At 34.7% G+C, this 15,830-nt stretch carries 12 protein-coding genes; 9 read left to right on the top strand and 3 right to left on the bottom strand.

Annotated features, from left to right (window positions below; translation table 11 throughout):
* Positions 1 to 54: 54 nt before the first annotated feature.
* Together CYJ72_RS02080 and trhO are read right to left on the bottom strand one after the other, a co-directional pair.
* Positions 55 to 4,032 carry a transglycosylase domain-containing protein gene (locus CYJ72_RS02080; protein ID WP_284630256.1) on the bottom strand — a complete coding sequence of 1,326 codons (3,978 nt, stop codon included), beginning with the start codon at positions 4,030 to 4,032 and terminating at the stop codon, positions 55 to 57.
* 58 nt (positions 4,033 to 4,090) lie between these two features.
* On the bottom strand, positions 4,091 to 5,062 hold the full coding sequence (gene trhO, locus CYJ72_RS02075) for an oxygen-dependent tRNA uridine(34) hydroxylase TrhO (RefSeq protein WP_284630255.1): 972 nt from the start codon (positions 5,060 to 5,062) through the stop codon (positions 4,091 to 4,093).
* A 186-nt stretch (positions 5,063 to 5,248) separates the two neighbouring features.
* On the opposite strand from trhO, the gene CYJ72_RS02070 reads away from it, so the two are divergent.
* The 6 genes from CYJ72_RS02070 to CYJ72_RS02045 all read left to right on the top strand — a co-directional run bounded on the left by CYJ72_RS02070 (position 5,249) and on the right by CYJ72_RS02045 (position 11,640).
* On the top strand, positions 5,249 to 6,148 hold the full coding sequence (locus CYJ72_RS02070) for a diacylglycerol/lipid kinase family protein (protein WP_284630254.1): 900 nt from the start codon (positions 5,249 to 5,251) through the stop codon (positions 6,146 to 6,148).
* A gap of 921 nt (positions 6,149 to 7,069) precedes the next feature.
* Positions 7,070 to 7,402, top strand: a complete 333-nt coding sequence (locus CYJ72_RS02065) for a DUF2187 domain-containing protein (RefSeq protein WP_066127299.1) — start codon at positions 7,070 to 7,072, stop codon at positions 7,400 to 7,402.
* A gap of 149 nt (positions 7,403 to 7,551) precedes the next feature.
* Complete coding sequence (locus CYJ72_RS02060; RefSeq protein ID WP_284630253.1) at positions 7,552 to 7,980, top strand: MarR family winged helix-turn-helix transcriptional regulator; 429 nt, start codon at positions 7,552 to 7,554, stop codon at positions 7,978 to 7,980.
* Between the two features lie 72 nt (positions 7,981 to 8,052).
* A complete protein-coding gene (locus CYJ72_RS02055; RefSeq protein WP_284630252.1) occupies positions 8,053 to 8,652 on the top strand; it encodes a superoxide dismutase in 600 nt (199 codons plus the stop codon).
* 217 nt (positions 8,653 to 8,869) lie between these two features.
* A complete protein-coding gene (locus tag CYJ72_RS02050; protein ID WP_284630251.1) occupies positions 8,870 to 10,285 on the top strand; it encodes a hypothetical protein in 1,416 nt (471 codons plus the stop codon).
* A gap of 8 nt (positions 10,286 to 10,293) precedes the next feature.
* A complete protein-coding gene (locus CYJ72_RS02045; RefSeq protein ID WP_284630250.1) occupies positions 10,294 to 11,640 on the top strand; it encodes an MATE family efflux transporter in 1,347 nt (448 codons plus the stop codon).
* 495 nt (positions 11,641 to 12,135) lie between these two features.
* On the opposite strand, the gene CYJ72_RS02040 is transcribed toward CYJ72_RS02045, so the two are convergent.
* Positions 12,136 to 12,975: a DUF368 domain-containing protein gene (locus tag CYJ72_RS02040; protein WP_101813890.1), complete on the bottom strand. Its 840-nt coding sequence runs from the start codon at positions 12,973 to 12,975 to the stop codon at positions 12,136 to 12,138.
* 464 nt (positions 12,976 to 13,439) lie between these two features.
* Here CYJ72_RS02040 and CYJ72_RS02035 point away from each other — a divergent pair, with 464 nt between their 5' ends.
* From CYJ72_RS02035 to rsmD, 3 genes are read left to right on the top strand one after another with little or no spacing between them, the layout of a single operon-like run.
* The gene (locus CYJ72_RS02035) at positions 13,440 to 14,891 is read left to right on the top strand and encodes an FtsW/RodA/SpoVE family cell cycle protein (protein WP_066126508.1); all 1,452 of its coding nucleotides are present in this window, start codon (positions 13,440 to 13,442) and stop codon (positions 14,889 to 14,891) included.
* Positions 14,881 to 15,264, top strand: coding sequence for a YlbG family protein (locus tag CYJ72_RS02030; RefSeq protein ID WP_101813891.1), 384 nt, complete (start codon positions 14,881 to 14,883; stop codon positions 15,262 to 15,264). Before CYJ72_RS02035 ends, CYJ72_RS02030 begins: the two co-directional genes overlap by 11 nt.
* A complete protein-coding gene (gene rsmD / locus CYJ72_RS02025; RefSeq protein WP_101813892.1) occupies positions 15,261 to 15,830 on the top strand; it encodes a 16S rRNA (guanine(966)-N(2))-methyltransferase RsmD in 570 nt (189 codons plus the stop codon). Before CYJ72_RS02030 ends, rsmD begins: the two co-directional genes overlap by 4 nt.

The raw sequence follows: 15,830 nt of genomic DNA, 5'->3' as shown, positions 1-15,830 counted from the left end.
GAGATAGAATCAGTCGATTAATACTGATTTCTTCTCGGAGTTTTTTGTTCTCAATTAACCTGGAGCAACGGTTGTACTAGCAGGTGGCTCTGTAACCTCTGGTTGAGTTTCAGGAGCTGGCGTTTCACTTTCATTTGGTGTTTCACCATCAGTTGTTGTTTCGCTAGATTCTGTTGTTGTTTGAGAGTTATTTCTTTGTTGTGCTTCTCGTTGTTTACGAGCCGCTTCTTGAACTTTAGCAATATAAGAAGCCCAGAAATTCTGTGCATCTTGCTCAGTTCCATTAAAGATAAAGTCGTATTTTAATTCAGGTGCAGGTCTAGAAGTTTTGAAAATTTCTTTAACCAGTGGTTGAGTAACATTAATGTTAGTACCGTTCACTGTTATAGACCCTGGTAGTGTACCTGTCTCTTGAAGGACTTCTGTTTCTTTAACACTATCTGGCATGACGAATGTTTCTTCGGTACCAAAGATGTCAGGATATTGAGCATAAAGTTCATTCATAATATTAGCCCAATAAATTTGGATACGCTCGGACTCACGTCCATAACCATCGTTAATATCAATATAATAATCATAATAACGATTGTCATAACCTAACCAAGTACCAGTAGTAATTTTAGGGGTTGAAGCTAAATACCAAATATCACGTGAATTTTCACTGATACCGGATTTGGCGATCCAATCACCACCCATTTGCATATGAGCAGCTGCTGTACGACCTGTACCTTCGGTATTAGTGTCTCTCAGCATATCCACTAAAATATAATTGGTATCTTCTGAAAAAACTTTTACAGGTTCTACGTCATGTTGATATATCACATTTCCATAAGCATCTTCAATACGCTCGATAAAGTAACCATCAACATATTGACCATTATTTGCAAAGGTCGTAAAGGCTCTTGTCTGTTCAAAAACGGTAGGACCAGTGGTGACTCCTCCTAAGGAGAAGGCTAAGTTTTCAGTATCTTCTTTAGTATATGAATCATTGATATCAAAGCCCATTTTTTTCATATAATCAAAAATTGGAATGTTATTTTCAACTAATTTTTGATAAATACGAACGGCTGGTAAGTTATCTGATTTCAGTAAAGCAGTGCGAGCAGTCATTAACCCTCCACTGACCACACCTCCGTAGTTAGTTGGGGTCCATGTGCTACCATCTTCAAAGGTAATTTCAAAGGCGGTATCCGGAATAACAGTCGATGGATTAATCAAATTATTTTCAACAGCCGGACCATATACTGCCAGAGGCTTAATGGTTGAACCGGGTGAACGTCTCATACCAAAGGCATGGTCAATTTGATTGTTTTCATAATCTGTACCAGCCACAAAACCAAGTACTTTACCTGTTTTATTTTCCATTACAACAATACCAGCTTGAACAGTTTCAACATAGTATGTTTCTTCGCCTGAATCAGGATCTGTATAGACACCATCATATGACACACCTAATTGATCTTTGTATTTAAAAGCTAGTGTTTGTAATGAATCATAAATATCTTTATTAATAGTGGTATAGACATGGTAGCCACCAGTTCTTAATTGTTCAAGAGCTTCAAAATAAAATTCGTTATACCATTCTACATCAGCATTAACCTGATCCCAAGTTAAACCTTGGTCGGCAATATTTAAACGCATAATTTGTTCAATGGCACCATTCATCATGGATTGATATAAGTAAGTTTGTCTTTCGACACTCTTTTGTTCAGTAGGAATAAAGTCTTTGGTGATATCATACTGTATCGCTTGTTCATATTCCTCTTTGGTAATTTTTTGTGCACGGTACATTCTAAACAGTACTTCTTTCATCCGTTCGATTCCTGCGGTTTGATCTTCATTAATTTCACCATATTGATTATAAGGCGTGTAATTATATGGATCTTGTGGTAAACCAACTAAGAAAGCGGCTTGAGCTAAGTTTACTTCATTTGGACTTTTTCCAAAAATACCTTCAGAAGCACTTAGAATACCTGCGACGTTTTCACCATTATTATTGCGGCCAAAAGGCGAAATATTTAAATAAGCAGTTAGAATTTCATCTTTACTAAAATAATTTTCAACACGTAAAGCTAGTAATATCTCGTTAGCTTTACGGAAGAAGGTGACATCATTCGTCAACATTTGTTGTTTAACTAATTGTTGAGTTAAGGTAGAACCACCAGTACCAGAACCAGACAATAACAACTCTTGTAAGGTTGCTCTTAAGATTGCTTTTGGCACAATGCCTGGATGTTCATAGAAATATTCATCTTCCGTTGCAACCAAGCCATCTACGATATATTGTGAAATATCACTTAGTTGAGTGACATTTCGAACCACATCGGCTCTAACATTCGCAATAGAATTACCATTGGCATAATATAGGGTACTTTGTTGTTCGACACGATTAATTTGTTCTGCCATTTCTTCCTTAGAAGGAGGGGGTGTCTTGGAAACTAAATTGGCAAAGTAGCCTAGACCAATACCACCCGCTAATGCCCCCATTAATAATCCAATTAATAAAATATAAATGGCAAAACGTTTTAGAACATCGAAGAAAACATTAAAACCAAAAATTACTTTTTCTTTGGTTGAAAGATTAGAAAGCGAATAGACATCATTTTCTTTTTTTCGTTTACGTTTCTTTTTATTATGTATTTTGGCTTTGATTATTTCAGTTTTATTTTGCGACACTGAAGATGCCACCACTACCCCTTCCAAGTTATCAGCGTCATTATTAATGTGTTGAGAATGAGCTTCATTTTTTGTTGTGGACTGGTTTTCCGTTTCGTTTTCAGTATGATCATCCATTATTAGAGGAACTGTAGGTCCATCTGCATGAACTTTAGCTCCTGAGTTGGAATAATCAGATTTAGCGTCTGCATTGTCAGATTCAGCGTCGGTTTTCTCAATTTCAGATTCTGTATTGTCAGTTTCATCATCGTTTTTGTCAATTTCAGATTCTGTATTGTCAATTTCTGAATCAGTTTTCTTAATTTCAGATTCTGCGTTCACAGTTTCTGAGTCAGAATAATCATTGGTGAATATCTCAGCTGTAGTTTTGGAATCAGACGCATCATTATGAGTTATTGATCTATTCTGCTCAGATGCGTTATTTCGCTCAACTTGACCATCTAATTGACTTTGAAGCCCATTGTTTTCATACGTTTCAGATCCGGTTAATGTTGAATCAACTGTGTTACCAGCTGATTTTGATAGGGAACTCGCATCACCGGTAGATGATACATCATCAACATTATCATCTAATTGCACTTGGTTGTCTCGCTGTTGTTCTCCCATCGTATACATTTTTGAAGGAGCTAAGGAATCCAAGATAGGTGGATTCCCTAAACCATCCTCATCCTGAGGTTGAATAGGATTCGTTTGATGATGGCTATCATCGACTTTCAAAGCTTGATTATAAGAATCGGTGTTATGATAAGTTGCATCTTCCAGATGGCTTTCTTTATGAGTAAACTTTGATTGACGATTAGAAGTTGCATTCGATTTTTCAATCAACTCATCATCATGAATTGGATTAAAATCAGATAAATTATCTTTTTTTGAATCGGTTGTTTCTTCAAGTGAGGAGTTAACACTTGATCCATCATAGAGTGAATCATTTTTCTTACGATTACGCTCATGGAAAGTTCTTTCGACTTCACTGGCATCAGCAATATTTTCTAACTCTTCAATGCGTAGACGGCGACGACGCTCTCTTTCAGCTCTAATTTGTTCGCGAGTAGGTAAGGGCATCTGGGCCATCTTATCCCGATTTTTTTCACGTTCATAAAAATCCATCTTATCATTTTTCTTATATGGATTTTGGTGAGGCGACTGACTATCGACTGCTTGAGTGAAAAGTGATTGAAGACGGCGGATTGAACGATCAATGTGACTAGAAGTTTGGCTTTTAGGCTCTACTTCTTTAGATTCATGAGGTAACTCCGGCTTTTTAGGTTTAGGAGGCTCATGATAGTCAAAATCAACATCGTAAAACTTGCCGTTCTGTTTATTGTTTTGAGGAATCTCATCTTCAAACTTACTCACTATCACACCTACTTTCTTCTATTATCGTCCATACTTAATTAGTTAATTTGATTAAAACTTACGCAGTAGCGGAATCTTTTAATGACTCTCCAATTGCGTTTAAACGTGTTTCCCATTCTTCTGTTGATAATTTTTTTTCCACAATGTATCGATTACGAGGATGGCGACGGCATTCGGCACAACAACCACGCACATATTTGTGCTCATTGTCTTCTGAACATAAGATTTGTTCATTACAGAATGGGTTACCACAATTGACATAGCGTTCACATGGTGTACCGTCAAAATGGTCTTTACCAATAACTGTTGGATCTACATGGTTAATTGGGACCGCAATACGTTCGTCAAAGACATACATTTTACCTTCCCATAGGTCTCCACGTACTTCAGGATCTTTACCGTAAGTATCAATACCGCCATGCAATTGACCAACGTCTTTGAAACCTTCACGAACCATCCAGCCTGAGAATTTTTCACAGCGGATACCACCCGTACAATAAACTACAACACGTTTTTCCATGAATTTTTCTTTATTATCTAACACCCATTGAGGAAGTTCACGGAAATTACGAATATCCGGGCGAATAGCACCTTTAAAATGACCTAAGTCATATTCATAGTCATTACGAGTATCTAAGACAATAGTATCTTCGTCTAAGATAGCGTCACGGAATTCTTTTGGTGACAAGTATTGTCCGGTAGTAGTAAGTGGATCAATATCTTCTTCTAAGTTTAAAGCCACAATTTCTTCACGTGGTCTGACAAACATTTTCTTGTGAGCATAGTCATCTGCTTCATCTTCTTTAAACCATAAGTCTTCAAAACCAGGTAATGAATGGACATACTCTTTATATTTTTCAGTTTGTTCAATTGTTCCTGAAACAGTCCCATTAATACCTTCAGTTCCGACTAATACACGCCCTTTAAGGCCGATACTTTTGGCAAAAGCCAAATGTTCTTGACAAAAAGCTTCTGGGTCTTCTATGGTTTGGTATTTATAGAAGAGTAATACACGGTAATCTTTTGACATAATTAATAATTCCTCCTTGTAGTTGCATGCTACAATTTTTTGCTATGGATAGCCTTTCTATTATATAATATTTTAACATATTTCTCCAATTTAGATAATTTATAAGCATAAATTTAACCTAGTTGTAACGATTTATGTAATAATTGACTTAAGAGAATTGTGAGTGTTGTTAAGAGGAGTGATTTTATGTTGAAAAAAGTCTTAGTGATTGCAAATCCAGGGTCAGGTAAAAATAAAGCAGTGGAGTATGCAGGAAAATTAACACAAGTTTTACTAGATGAGTATCAAGCAGAGGTAACTGTAAGAGTAACTGAAAAAGTGGGAGATGCGACGGAATGGGCCGCCCAATTTGAAGGGGATAGTGTCCTTTGTTTAGGTGGGGATGGTACTGTTAATGAAACAGCACAAGGTGTTTTGAAAAATCTTCAGCAACCTAATTTTGGTTTTATTCCTCTTGGAACGGTCAATGATTTAGGTCGGGCAATAGGGTATGATTTGAATCCTGAAAGAGCGATTGAACAATTTCGCAATGTTCATCCACAGCCACTTGATATGGCTAAGGTCAATGATGTTTACTTTGTTAACACTTTAGCAGTTGGTTCAATTGCAACTTCAGTGATGGAAACTGATTCTGATGACAAAAATACTTTTGGATTCTTTGCATATGTTAAAGATGCTGTGAGTTCATTTTTTGAGTCAGACGCATTGAAGTTAACAATTGATGATGGAGAAAATGAATATCCTATTGACACTAATTTAGTGGTTTGTGCTTTAACCAATAGTGTGGGTGGTTTTGAACAACTAGTACCAGAGGCGACAATTGATGATGGAAAAATTCACCTATTGGCAGCTAAAGGAAGTGCCCCGCAAGATTTAGTTAAAGCAGCCGTAGATGGCGGATTAAAACTACAAGATTCAGAGCATTTACTCGTCTTAGAAAGTGAACAATTTAATATTCGTTATACTGATAAAGATGATGAACATGAGGTTTATTGTAATATTGATGGAGATAAAGGACCGGCAGTGCCATTATCAATTAAATGTCTACCACAAGCGATTAAGGTATTGCAACCAGTTGTTGATTAATTAATAATAGCTGTTATCGTCTAACCTAATTTATTTTGATGAAAATAAAATAAACTGCGAATAGTTGTTCATCGGGCTATGACGGAAAAAAAGTTTTGCAAAAACTATAATAATTGTTTTGAAGCCAACGCATTACTTTTTAGCGCAGTGGTTGAGTGGCCTCAACCTGCGTCTTGCGAGGTAGGGATAGAGCTGATAAAATCAATTAAGCTATTGTTCGTTAATTAAAAGCGCAGTGGTTGAGTGGCCTCAAACTGCATCTTAATGAGGTTGGGCATAAATTTGAAAAATTCAGTAAAATCAGTGCTTATTCATTAAAAGCGCAGTGGTTGAGTGGCCTCAAACTGCATCTTGCGACTTGTTTGAGGCCTACTCAACTGTGCGGGGGTGGACCGACGAAGCGAAAATCATTCAATTTTCTACTTCTGGTCTACTCCCAACTGTGCGGGGTGGACAAACGAAGCGAAAATTATTCAATTTCTACTTCTGGTCCACTCCCAACTGTGCGGGGGTGGACCGACGAAGCGAAAATTATTCAATCTCTACTTCTGGTCCACTCCCAACTGTGCGGGGGTGGACCGACGAAGCGAAAATTATTCAATTTCTACTTCTGGTCCACTTCCATTTTATAGCGAGTGTCTAAGATTTTGACCTTAAAATTCGTAAATGTAGAGTTTTTGAACTTAAGTCGCAGTATCTATAAAATTCGAACGAAACATAGAAAAAAACTTTTACAACTTATGTATAAGTGAAAAATAGTATTGATGATGTTCATTGAAAAAATAAGTCATTATATATACTCATTTTAAAGCCAAATTAAGCTAAAGTTGCTTCAAGTGCAAATTGAATGCGTTTTTCTTTTAAATGTGGTATAATAGATTCAGTTGTAGGCGTTCTTGTCAATTAGGAAGAGGGTACGATATGACAAAAAAACTTAACTTAAAAACCAAGAACATAATTGAAAAAGAGTTACGTCGAGGGACAAGTAAATCACGAATTGCCGCTATTCTCAAAGTAGATTTTGATGAAGCACAAGAAATGATTGAAAAGGTTAAAAAATCTATTAGACCTGAGTTGAACGAAGTCATTACTTTTGAATTTAGGGATAATTTGATGCGTGGGACAATTATTAAATTATTGACTAATAGCGCCGTTGTTAAGATTAACTGGGACTATTCAGACACGACAATGAAAGATATCTGTGAAGATAAGACCATTGTTAATTTTAAGGATATTATTGATTTTATAGGCTAAAAGGTAGCGATTTGGTATTTATTTGAATGCTAAATCGTACTTTTTTGTTTTATCTTCAGAAAAAATATGGTAAGATGTTTAAGCGTGTTAAATAATGACATGATGCATAAATATGGGAGGGTTTATGACACTAAGAGAGGAGACAAAGTATGTCACGAAAAGCAGAATCTTTAAAAACTTATATTGCTTTAAAACACAGCATTAATGAAATAGAATCTAAAACCCGTAAATACGTAGGGAATTTTGGTTTAAATTTGAATGAATTTGCGGTCTTAGAAATCTTATACCATAAAGGAAAACGAACGACTCAACAAATTAAAGAGGGTATTTTAATTGCTAATAGTAGTACGACTTATATCGTTGATAAATTATGTGATAAAGGATTAGTTAAACGTGAATTTGCACCAGAAGATCGTCGAGTGATTAATGTAGAGATTACGGAAAGTGGACGCAAATTAATGGATGAGCTATTCCCAGCTCACGCGGAGCAACTAACTGCAAATTTTGATAAGTTAAGTGAGTACGATATTACTGAAATTCGTCAGTTATTAAAGAAAATGAATGGTATAAAATCTTAATATAAGCAAATAACTTTTTTATTATCTTTAAAGATGTTAAACTTAAATTAAAATACTAAGGAGGACTCTTTTATGACTTTTGAATTACCAAAATTAGACTATGAATATGCTGCTTTAGAACCCGTTATCGATGCTCAAACAATGGAAATCCATTATACAAAACATCATAACACTTATGTTACCAACTTAAATAAAGCAATTGAAGGTACAGAGTATGCTGATAAATCAATTGAAGAATTAGTTAAAGGTTGGGCAGAATTGCCAGAAGATATTCAAACCGCTGTTCGCAACAATGGTGGGGGTCACTATAACCATACATTATTCTGGGAAGAATTAGTAGCGCCTTCTCAAGCAAAAGAGATTCCAGCAGATTTGGAAGCAAAACTTGTTGAAGCATTTGGTTCTGTAGACGAATTTAAAGAAAAATTTGCTGCTGCTGCCGCTTCACGTTTTGGTTCAGGTTGGGCTTGGTTAGTTTCTAATAATGGTAAATTAGAAGTAGTTTCTACTCCAAATCAAGATAACCCATTAACAGAAGGCTTAGTACCTTTATTAGGTTTAGATGTTTGGGAACATGCATACTACTTAAACTACCAAAACCGTCGTCCAGATTATATTAAAGCATTCTGGGACGTAGTAAACTGGGAAGTTGTTGCAGAACGCTTAGCTTAGTCTAAGACTATATGGTTGAATTAATCTTCGTCTAGCATTTTACAATGTTGGGCGATTTTTTTATATAAAATTATCGTTACAAGAGTCGTAAACAAGCATTTGTAAGGCTGTTAGTTGTAGATTTTTCAATTTGTAACAAGTTGATAATCTTCTTTTTTAAAGGTTGTTAGTACGGGAATAATTAGCTATAATACAAAAGAGATAGGGGGAGAGTTTAATGAACTTTAAAAGATATTGCCTTGTAACTTTAAGTGTATTATTGCTAAGTGGATGTGTTGATTTAAGCCCAGTTAATCCCAATGAAACGACTAGTAATATTTCTGAGTCCGTTGACGATAGCAAAGTCAATGTAATGGAAGACCACCAACAAAGTACTACCAAGAAGCAACAATTGCAACAATTAATAGCTAAACGTTTTGAAGCCCTTGATAAAGTAGGCATGAATTTGGTTGTTTCCACTACGATTGATGATCAATTATATAAAGTCAATGAAAAAACAGAGGAACGTTATGAAGAAGGTCAACTTAAAGGTTATTTGGTGACTAACCAAATCGAGCAAAACTCTCACGAGCTTGAAGAACAAATATATTACAGTGGAGAAGACTATTATTATCGTTTTAATTCAAATTCGTGGCAAAATTTGTCAGGAGATACTAAATCGTCCATTCTTTATATTTCTTTAATGAAGTATTTATTTGAAGGAAGCGATGAATGGCAACTTGACGAATCAGAAAACAACGTAATAGTTAAGCGTACGATTGAGGATGAACAACTCTTAACAATTGCACCTCAATTATTTAGTTTACCGATGATGCTATCTAAAAATGCCCAGATTGAAATAGATGCACAATATCGTGTAGACACAGAAAATGGTAATATTACTTATATTGTAATGAATATGGTAATAAATGATTTAAATTCTCAATATAAGGTCAAAATCGAATCTAATATTAATTCGAAAGCTGAGTTTGAAGACTGGCAAATTGATACCAATCAAGCAGTTAGCTTAGACACCACACAAAAAGATCAACAACAATTAATTGCAGAAGCTAATCCCTATCAAGTGATTAATTATCTTGAAACTTATCGAGATGATCAAACCCAAACGACTTTAACAATGGGGAATTATCTAAATGCCGAACCTTATAGTTTAATAGAAGGTGAATTGCAAGAACAATCATTGATTAATGTAAGTTTTTGGAAGGCAAATCGACAGTATCAAGAAACAGAGGGAAATGTTGAAATTCAAGAGGTTAAGCAAAGTAATCGCTATGCACAATTTGTTCAACGCTTAGACCAACAGTATGAGCTGTTAGATCAATTGGAAGCGACAGAAGAATCAACTTTTATTACTTTGAGAGAGTTTTTTGAACAAGATTATGAACAATTTTCATCAACGTTAACTGAATTGGATAAGGAAATGTTTAATCAAGATAACAAAGTTTATGGAATTGATTATCTTATTCATAAAGAAACGTATCAATTGATGGGGGTTATTTTATGGAGTGCCGATGCCAATACAGCAGAAGTAGGAGCAACGATAACACTTAATTTTGATAACTTTAATGTATATAATCCGAGTTTATTAATGGATCAGGTGAGTGATCAAATTTTAAGAAAAATAATTGAATAAGAGGTTTGGTGAATGGAACAAAAAATCATTTTTATAAAACGATGTTAGCAATTGCGATACCAGTTGCGATTCAAAATTTAATAACTTCTTCTTTAAATATGCTAGACACGCTTATGATTTCATCATTAGGAGATATTACGCTAGCAGGTGTGGGGTTGGCTAACCAAGTATTTTTCTTTTATATTTTGATATGTTTTGGAATTAATACAGGGTCATCGGTGTTAGTATCACAATACTGGGGAAGAAAAGATACAGCCAATGTTCAACGTGTAACAGGCTTTGCAATTGCATTGTGTACCGGTTTTGGTTTATTGTTTACAATGATTGCTTTATTGTTCCCAAACTTTATAATGGGCCTACTCACTCGTGATCCAGAAGTCATTGCTAGTGGTAGTCGCTATTTGCAAGTGGTTAGTTTATCGTATATTATGACGAGCGTTAGTTTTGCTTTTGGTACCTCATTAAGAAGTACCGGAGCACCTAATCCACCACTATACGCTTCGATTGTCGGATTTTTTACGAATGCTATTTTTAATTATTTATTAATTTTCGGGATTGGCTTCTTCCCACGTTTAGGTGTGGTAGGGGCTGCATTAGGAACGGTTATTGCACGTTTAGTAGAATTTATTATGATTCTATGGTATACCTTCCGTTATAAAGGGCCGATTAATGCTTCATTTAAACAATTTTTTAATTTTGATCAAGCGTTTATACAACAATATATTGAAATTGTGAGTCCGGTTATTTTAAATGAAACCTTTTGGTCATTAGGGCAAGTGCTTTACAATATTGCTTATGCGATGACGGGGACTGAATCAACTGCGGCGGTTCAAATTGTTGCCTCAATACAAAACATCTTATTTGTATTAGTAAGGGGATTGGCTAATAGTTGTACGATTATGATTGGAAGTTCTGTGGGACGTGGCGAAACAGAAGAAGCCTACGATTTAGGGCGTCGTTTCATTAAAATTGTCATTATAATTGGAATTATCATCGGAACTTCGATTGTTTTTGGACGGGATATTTTATTAATGGCATTTCCATCATTAAGTCCAACGGTTCGACAGATTTCAAGTCAATTACTCATTGTGATTGGTTTATTTTATGTATTAAAAGCCTTTAATTCCATTATTGTCGTGGGCATCCTTAGAGGTGGCGGTGATACAAGGTTTTCAATGTTTATGGAGACTTTTGCGGTCTGGTTGGTAGGAGTTCCTTTGGCTTTTATTGGAGCCAAATTTTTACAATTACCAATCTTATGGGTGATGTCAATGGTGTTAATGGATGAAGTAGTAAAATCAATTGTCGGTATCATGCGGTTTAGGTCACAAAAATGGATTCATGTTATTAAGTAGGGTCAGCCTAGTATTTATTTTAATTAAAGCGACTTGACCAAAATGATGAGTCCAATTCATTGCAAGTAATCCTTATTATTGACAGATTTAGCTGAATGGCATTAATCAACAACCTAAGGCTTAAGGGATTTTGACTCAATGGTCTATACTCTGAAGCAATAAAAATAAATAACGCCATTCGATATTACTTATTTTAGTAATCAACGGTTATCATACATTAATTTAATGGACCAACATTATCTTTTGGACAAACTCAACTCTATAATCTAGCGAAATTATATATATTTGGATATACAAAAAGACTGAACAGAAATGATGGATAGCTCTCTATCAGATAGATAGAAGGCTGTTCATAATAAATTTCTGCTCAGTCTATTTATTTTTAATGTGGCTTGGCGATTAAGGTACCCCAAAAGCCATCTATTCAGAGTTATTTACTTCATTTGAAACGTCAAAATAAAAACGACTCATTCATTTTTATTTTGGACCGATTTTTTATTTATATTTTTCTTCTAATTGAGACATCCACCAACCTAATAAGGTACCGCCTAATAATGATAATAGGCATGCAAAATATTGGATAAAACCAAAACCAGTATAATCTGTTGGTATAATGACTAAAGTAGATGCAATGACAACTCCTACGATAAAGTGGAAGAAGCCAGAGTAATTACGATCAAAAATACTAGCAATTAATTTGGATAATAAGACAATGGTTGCTAAACCACCTAAAGCAATCGGAATAATAACACTAAGGTCTAAGGTTTTAAAACCATCTGACATTTTTTGATAAAGCCCCATATACATAATAAAATTAGAAGGACTAAGACCAGGGATTAAAATTCCAAGTGCAATTAAGGCACCAGAGATAAACCAACTAATAAAGTTAGCTGCAACTTGACCTTGGAATAATTGTTGGCCAAAAACTAATAAAACAAAACCAAAGATAAATGCAATTACCATCACGATGATGTCTTTTTGTTGGCGACCTTTTTTACCTGCCTCTGCCCATAATGAAGGAGCAGTACCTACAATACATCCGACAAAGAACCATCGAACAATTGTTTCATAATTTTCTAAAACCCAACTTACTCCAAAAGAGAAGAAGACAATACCAGCCAAAGCTCCGAAACCTACCGGAATAAAGTAGATGACATTTTCTTTAAAGTCTTTGGTTATATTAGATAAAAAACGAATAATACGTTCATACATACCAAAGATAGCAGCTAAAGCTCCGCCACTGATTCCTGGAACGATAAATCCTGAACCAATAAACATTCCTTTAATAAATCGTAAGAACCAACTTTCTGTTTTTGCTATTTCATTTGTTTGCATTTCAAACCTCCATTTGTGTATCTAAAAAAATATGACACTATAATAGTGTATAGTGCTTCACTATTTTTATCAAGTAATTTCCATATTTTGACCTTGAAAATAATGATAAGGGGCAAGGAGGGGTGTTAGAAACTTTAAATAATTCGTTTTTTTCATCTATTTATTTTATAATTTAGTGGTTGAGTGGTCTCACGCTGCGTTTTAAAGATGTAAGGCATTAACATTGTGAATTCAGTCAATTTATTGTGCACAAATTAAATGCGCAGGGGTTGAGTGGTGGATGTACGACAAAGCGAAAATTATTAGATTTTCTACTTATGGTTTACTCCCATTTTAAGTATACTCCCTCAACTATTCTATTATTTAAAATAAATTGATTTGCTATTATCACGAAGAAAATTTTGTAAAAGTACCCTTAAAACTTTCATTTATGCTATAATAATGAAACTGAGAGGAGGCCATTCATGAAATTAAATCAAATAAAATTCAAGCCATCTTTCAAGGATAAAAAAGGTTTACAATGGCTTAAAAAGGGATATTCGGCCATACACCATTATTTTTTATCTTTAGATCATGTATTATTGTTAATGACGTATATCTTAGTGATTATTGGAATGATTTTTGTCTTTAGCGCTTCTATGTATCAGACAAATAGTAATGGTTCCAATGAAGCAGTTAGTCTAGTTTTTAGTCAGTTTAGAGCGGTAATAATTGGTTCATTAGGATTGTTTTTGATGCCTTTAATCCCTAGTAAATGGTATCGCTCATTGCCATTAATCTTGACCATTTCAGGTTCGTTCATGTTAATAATGTTATATACTGCATTATTTGAGGAAGAACGTGGTGGTGCAGCTAACTGGTTATCAATTGGCGGTTTTTCATTCCAACCTTCCGAATTATCAAAACTAGCGTTAATCGCCTTATTTGCGTGGTATGCAAGTTTTAGCAATCTAGATTTGGTTACCAATACAGTGTTAAAGATTCCAAGCTTAGTAAAACAACCATCTGAAACCTTGAAAGACATAATCGAAGATATTAAAAATGAGCCACTCCATTTAATAAGTTTTATTATATTGTCAATGACTTTATTCGCGTTACTAAAAATGCCAGATTATGGCACAATATTAATTATTGGTTTAATATTAATATTGATTTTTGGTCACAGTTGGTTTTCCAAAAAAGGGATCGCGATAATTTATAGCATCTTGATGATAGGCTATCTGATGTTGCGTTTGGTGTCGAATATTTATGGTCCAAATTTAATTGCATCCGGAAATTATGGAAAAGCACGTATTGGTATTTTTACTAATCCTTTTATCGATGAATTAGGTTCAGGTTATCAGATTATTCAATCCCTGACCGCTTTTAGTAATGGTGGGTTATTTGGTAAAGGACTAGGGAAGGGTCTGGTCAAAAGAAATCATTTACCAGCAGCTCATACGGACTTTATATTTTCAATTATGGGAGAGGAGTTAGGACTTATAGGCATTAGTATCTTTTTAATCTTTTTCTTCTTTTTAATGATTTATATCCTTAAAATAGCTACCACTTTTAAAAATAGCTATCGTCGCCATTTAACAATGGGGATTGCAATTATGTTTTTGGTGCAGTCGATTGTTAATATTGGTGGTGCACTAAGTCTATTGCCATTAACGGGTGTGACCTTACCGTTTATTAGTTATGGTGGGACCAGTATCATGGTCAGTCTGATTGCAATCGGAGTAGTAGAGGCGATGTTCATTCATGAACAAAATGAAGATCATTCTCCTTCGACATCCAATAATAATCGTACAAATACAATACCAGCTAATGAAATTTATTCAGTAGAATCAATGGAGAGAAAACAATCAACAAGTTTTGAGAATGAGATGGATGATGATTCATTAGTAGACTGGAGTGATGAGAATGGAATTTGAATTAATTGAGCGTCAAGCATTAGTTGTTTGGCTCTATACCCTAAAACAAATTAAAAATATACGAAAATTTGGACATGTTCATTTTATTAGCAATCGATTACGTTATGTTATCTTATATGTAAATCGTGATGAACAGGATGAGATAATCGAAAAATTAAATAAATTACATTTTGTTCAAAAAGTAGAAGTTTCTTACCGTGATGATATTGATATGACTTGGAAGGATGCAATACCGAATCGTAAAGATAAAGATATGCTTCAAGAGAAAACGGTAGTTGAAGAAGAGGGAGATATCGTAACCGGTGATGTTAATTATGATTCATTTTTAAAATCATTACGCGATTCACTGTTAAATAAGGAAGAGAGCCAATGAGAGTCGTAGCAGGAAAATATGGCAGTCGCCCATTAAAAGCAGTCCCAGGACAAAATACGCGTCCGACAACGGACAAAATAAAAGAAAGTATCTTTAATTTATTAGGAAGTCGTTGTCACTCTGGCATTGTATTAGATTTATATGGTGGCACGGGTGGACTAGCAATTGAAGCTGTTTCACGAGGAATGGATCATGCAGTAATTTGTGAGAAACATCGAGCAGCAATAGCTACCATCAAACATAATATTAAAATTACTAAAGAAACCGAGCGTTTTACCTTATTAGCAGGTGATAATTATGTGAGTTTGAAAAAATATCAAACGGCACATCCAACAGTTATTTTTGATTTAGTATTAATTGATCCGCCTTATAAACGAGAGAAAATTGTTGAGGATATTAAGTGGTTAGCCCAACTCGGATTGATCAATCAAGATACAATCATTATGTGTGAAACGGATAATGAAACTACTTTACCTGAAACCATCGATCAATGGTCTAAATATCGTGAGAAGCATTATGGATTAACAGTAATTCATTTATATGAATGGGAGGATGAAGTAGAATAA

The sequence above is a fragment of the Globicatella sanguinis genome, from assembly GCF_002847845.2.
Taxonomy (GTDB): domain Bacteria; phylum Bacillota; class Bacilli; order Lactobacillales; family Aerococcaceae; genus Globicatella; species Globicatella sanguinis.
The sequence above is the reverse complement of the archived record's forward strand: the minus strand, read 5'-3'. Positions and strand labels throughout refer to the sequence as shown.

Bases quoted from the DNA above. Each gene is read 5' to 3' on its own strand.
- trhO (WP_284630255.1), bottom strand. From the start codon at position 5,062: ATGTCAAAAGATTACCGTGTATTACTCTTCTATAAATACCAAACCATA.
- CYJ72_RS02070 (WP_284630254.1), top strand. From the start codon at position 5,249: ATGTTGAAAAAAGTCTTAGTGATTGCAAATCCAGGGTCAGGTAAAAAT.
- CYJ72_RS02065 (WP_066127299.1), top strand. From the start codon at position 7,070: ATGACAAAAAAACTTAACTTAAAAACCAAGAACATAATTGAAAAAGAG.
- CYJ72_RS02060 (WP_284630253.1), top strand. From the start codon at position 7,552: ATGTCACGAAAAGCAGAATCTTTAAAAACTTATATTGCTTTAAAACAC.
- CYJ72_RS02055 (WP_284630252.1), top strand. From the start codon at position 8,053: ATGACTTTTGAATTACCAAAATTAGACTATGAATATGCTGCTTTAGAA.
- CYJ72_RS02050 (WP_284630251.1), top strand. From the start codon at position 8,870: ATGAACTTTAAAAGATATTGCCTTGTAACTTTAAGTGTATTATTGCTA.
- CYJ72_RS02040 (WP_101813890.1), bottom strand. From the start codon at position 12,975: ATGCAAACAAATGAAATAGCAAAAACAGAAAGTTGGTTCTTACGATTT.
- CYJ72_RS02035 (WP_066126508.1), top strand. From the start codon at position 13,440: ATGAAATTAAATCAAATAAAATTCAAGCCATCTTTCAAGGATAAAAAA.
- CYJ72_RS02030 (WP_101813891.1), top strand. From the start codon at position 14,881: ATGGAATTTGAATTAATTGAGCGTCAAGCATTAGTTGTTTGGCTCTAT.
- rsmD (WP_101813892.1), top strand. From the start codon at position 15,261: ATGAGAGTCGTAGCAGGAAAATATGGCAGTCGCCCATTAAAAGCAGTC.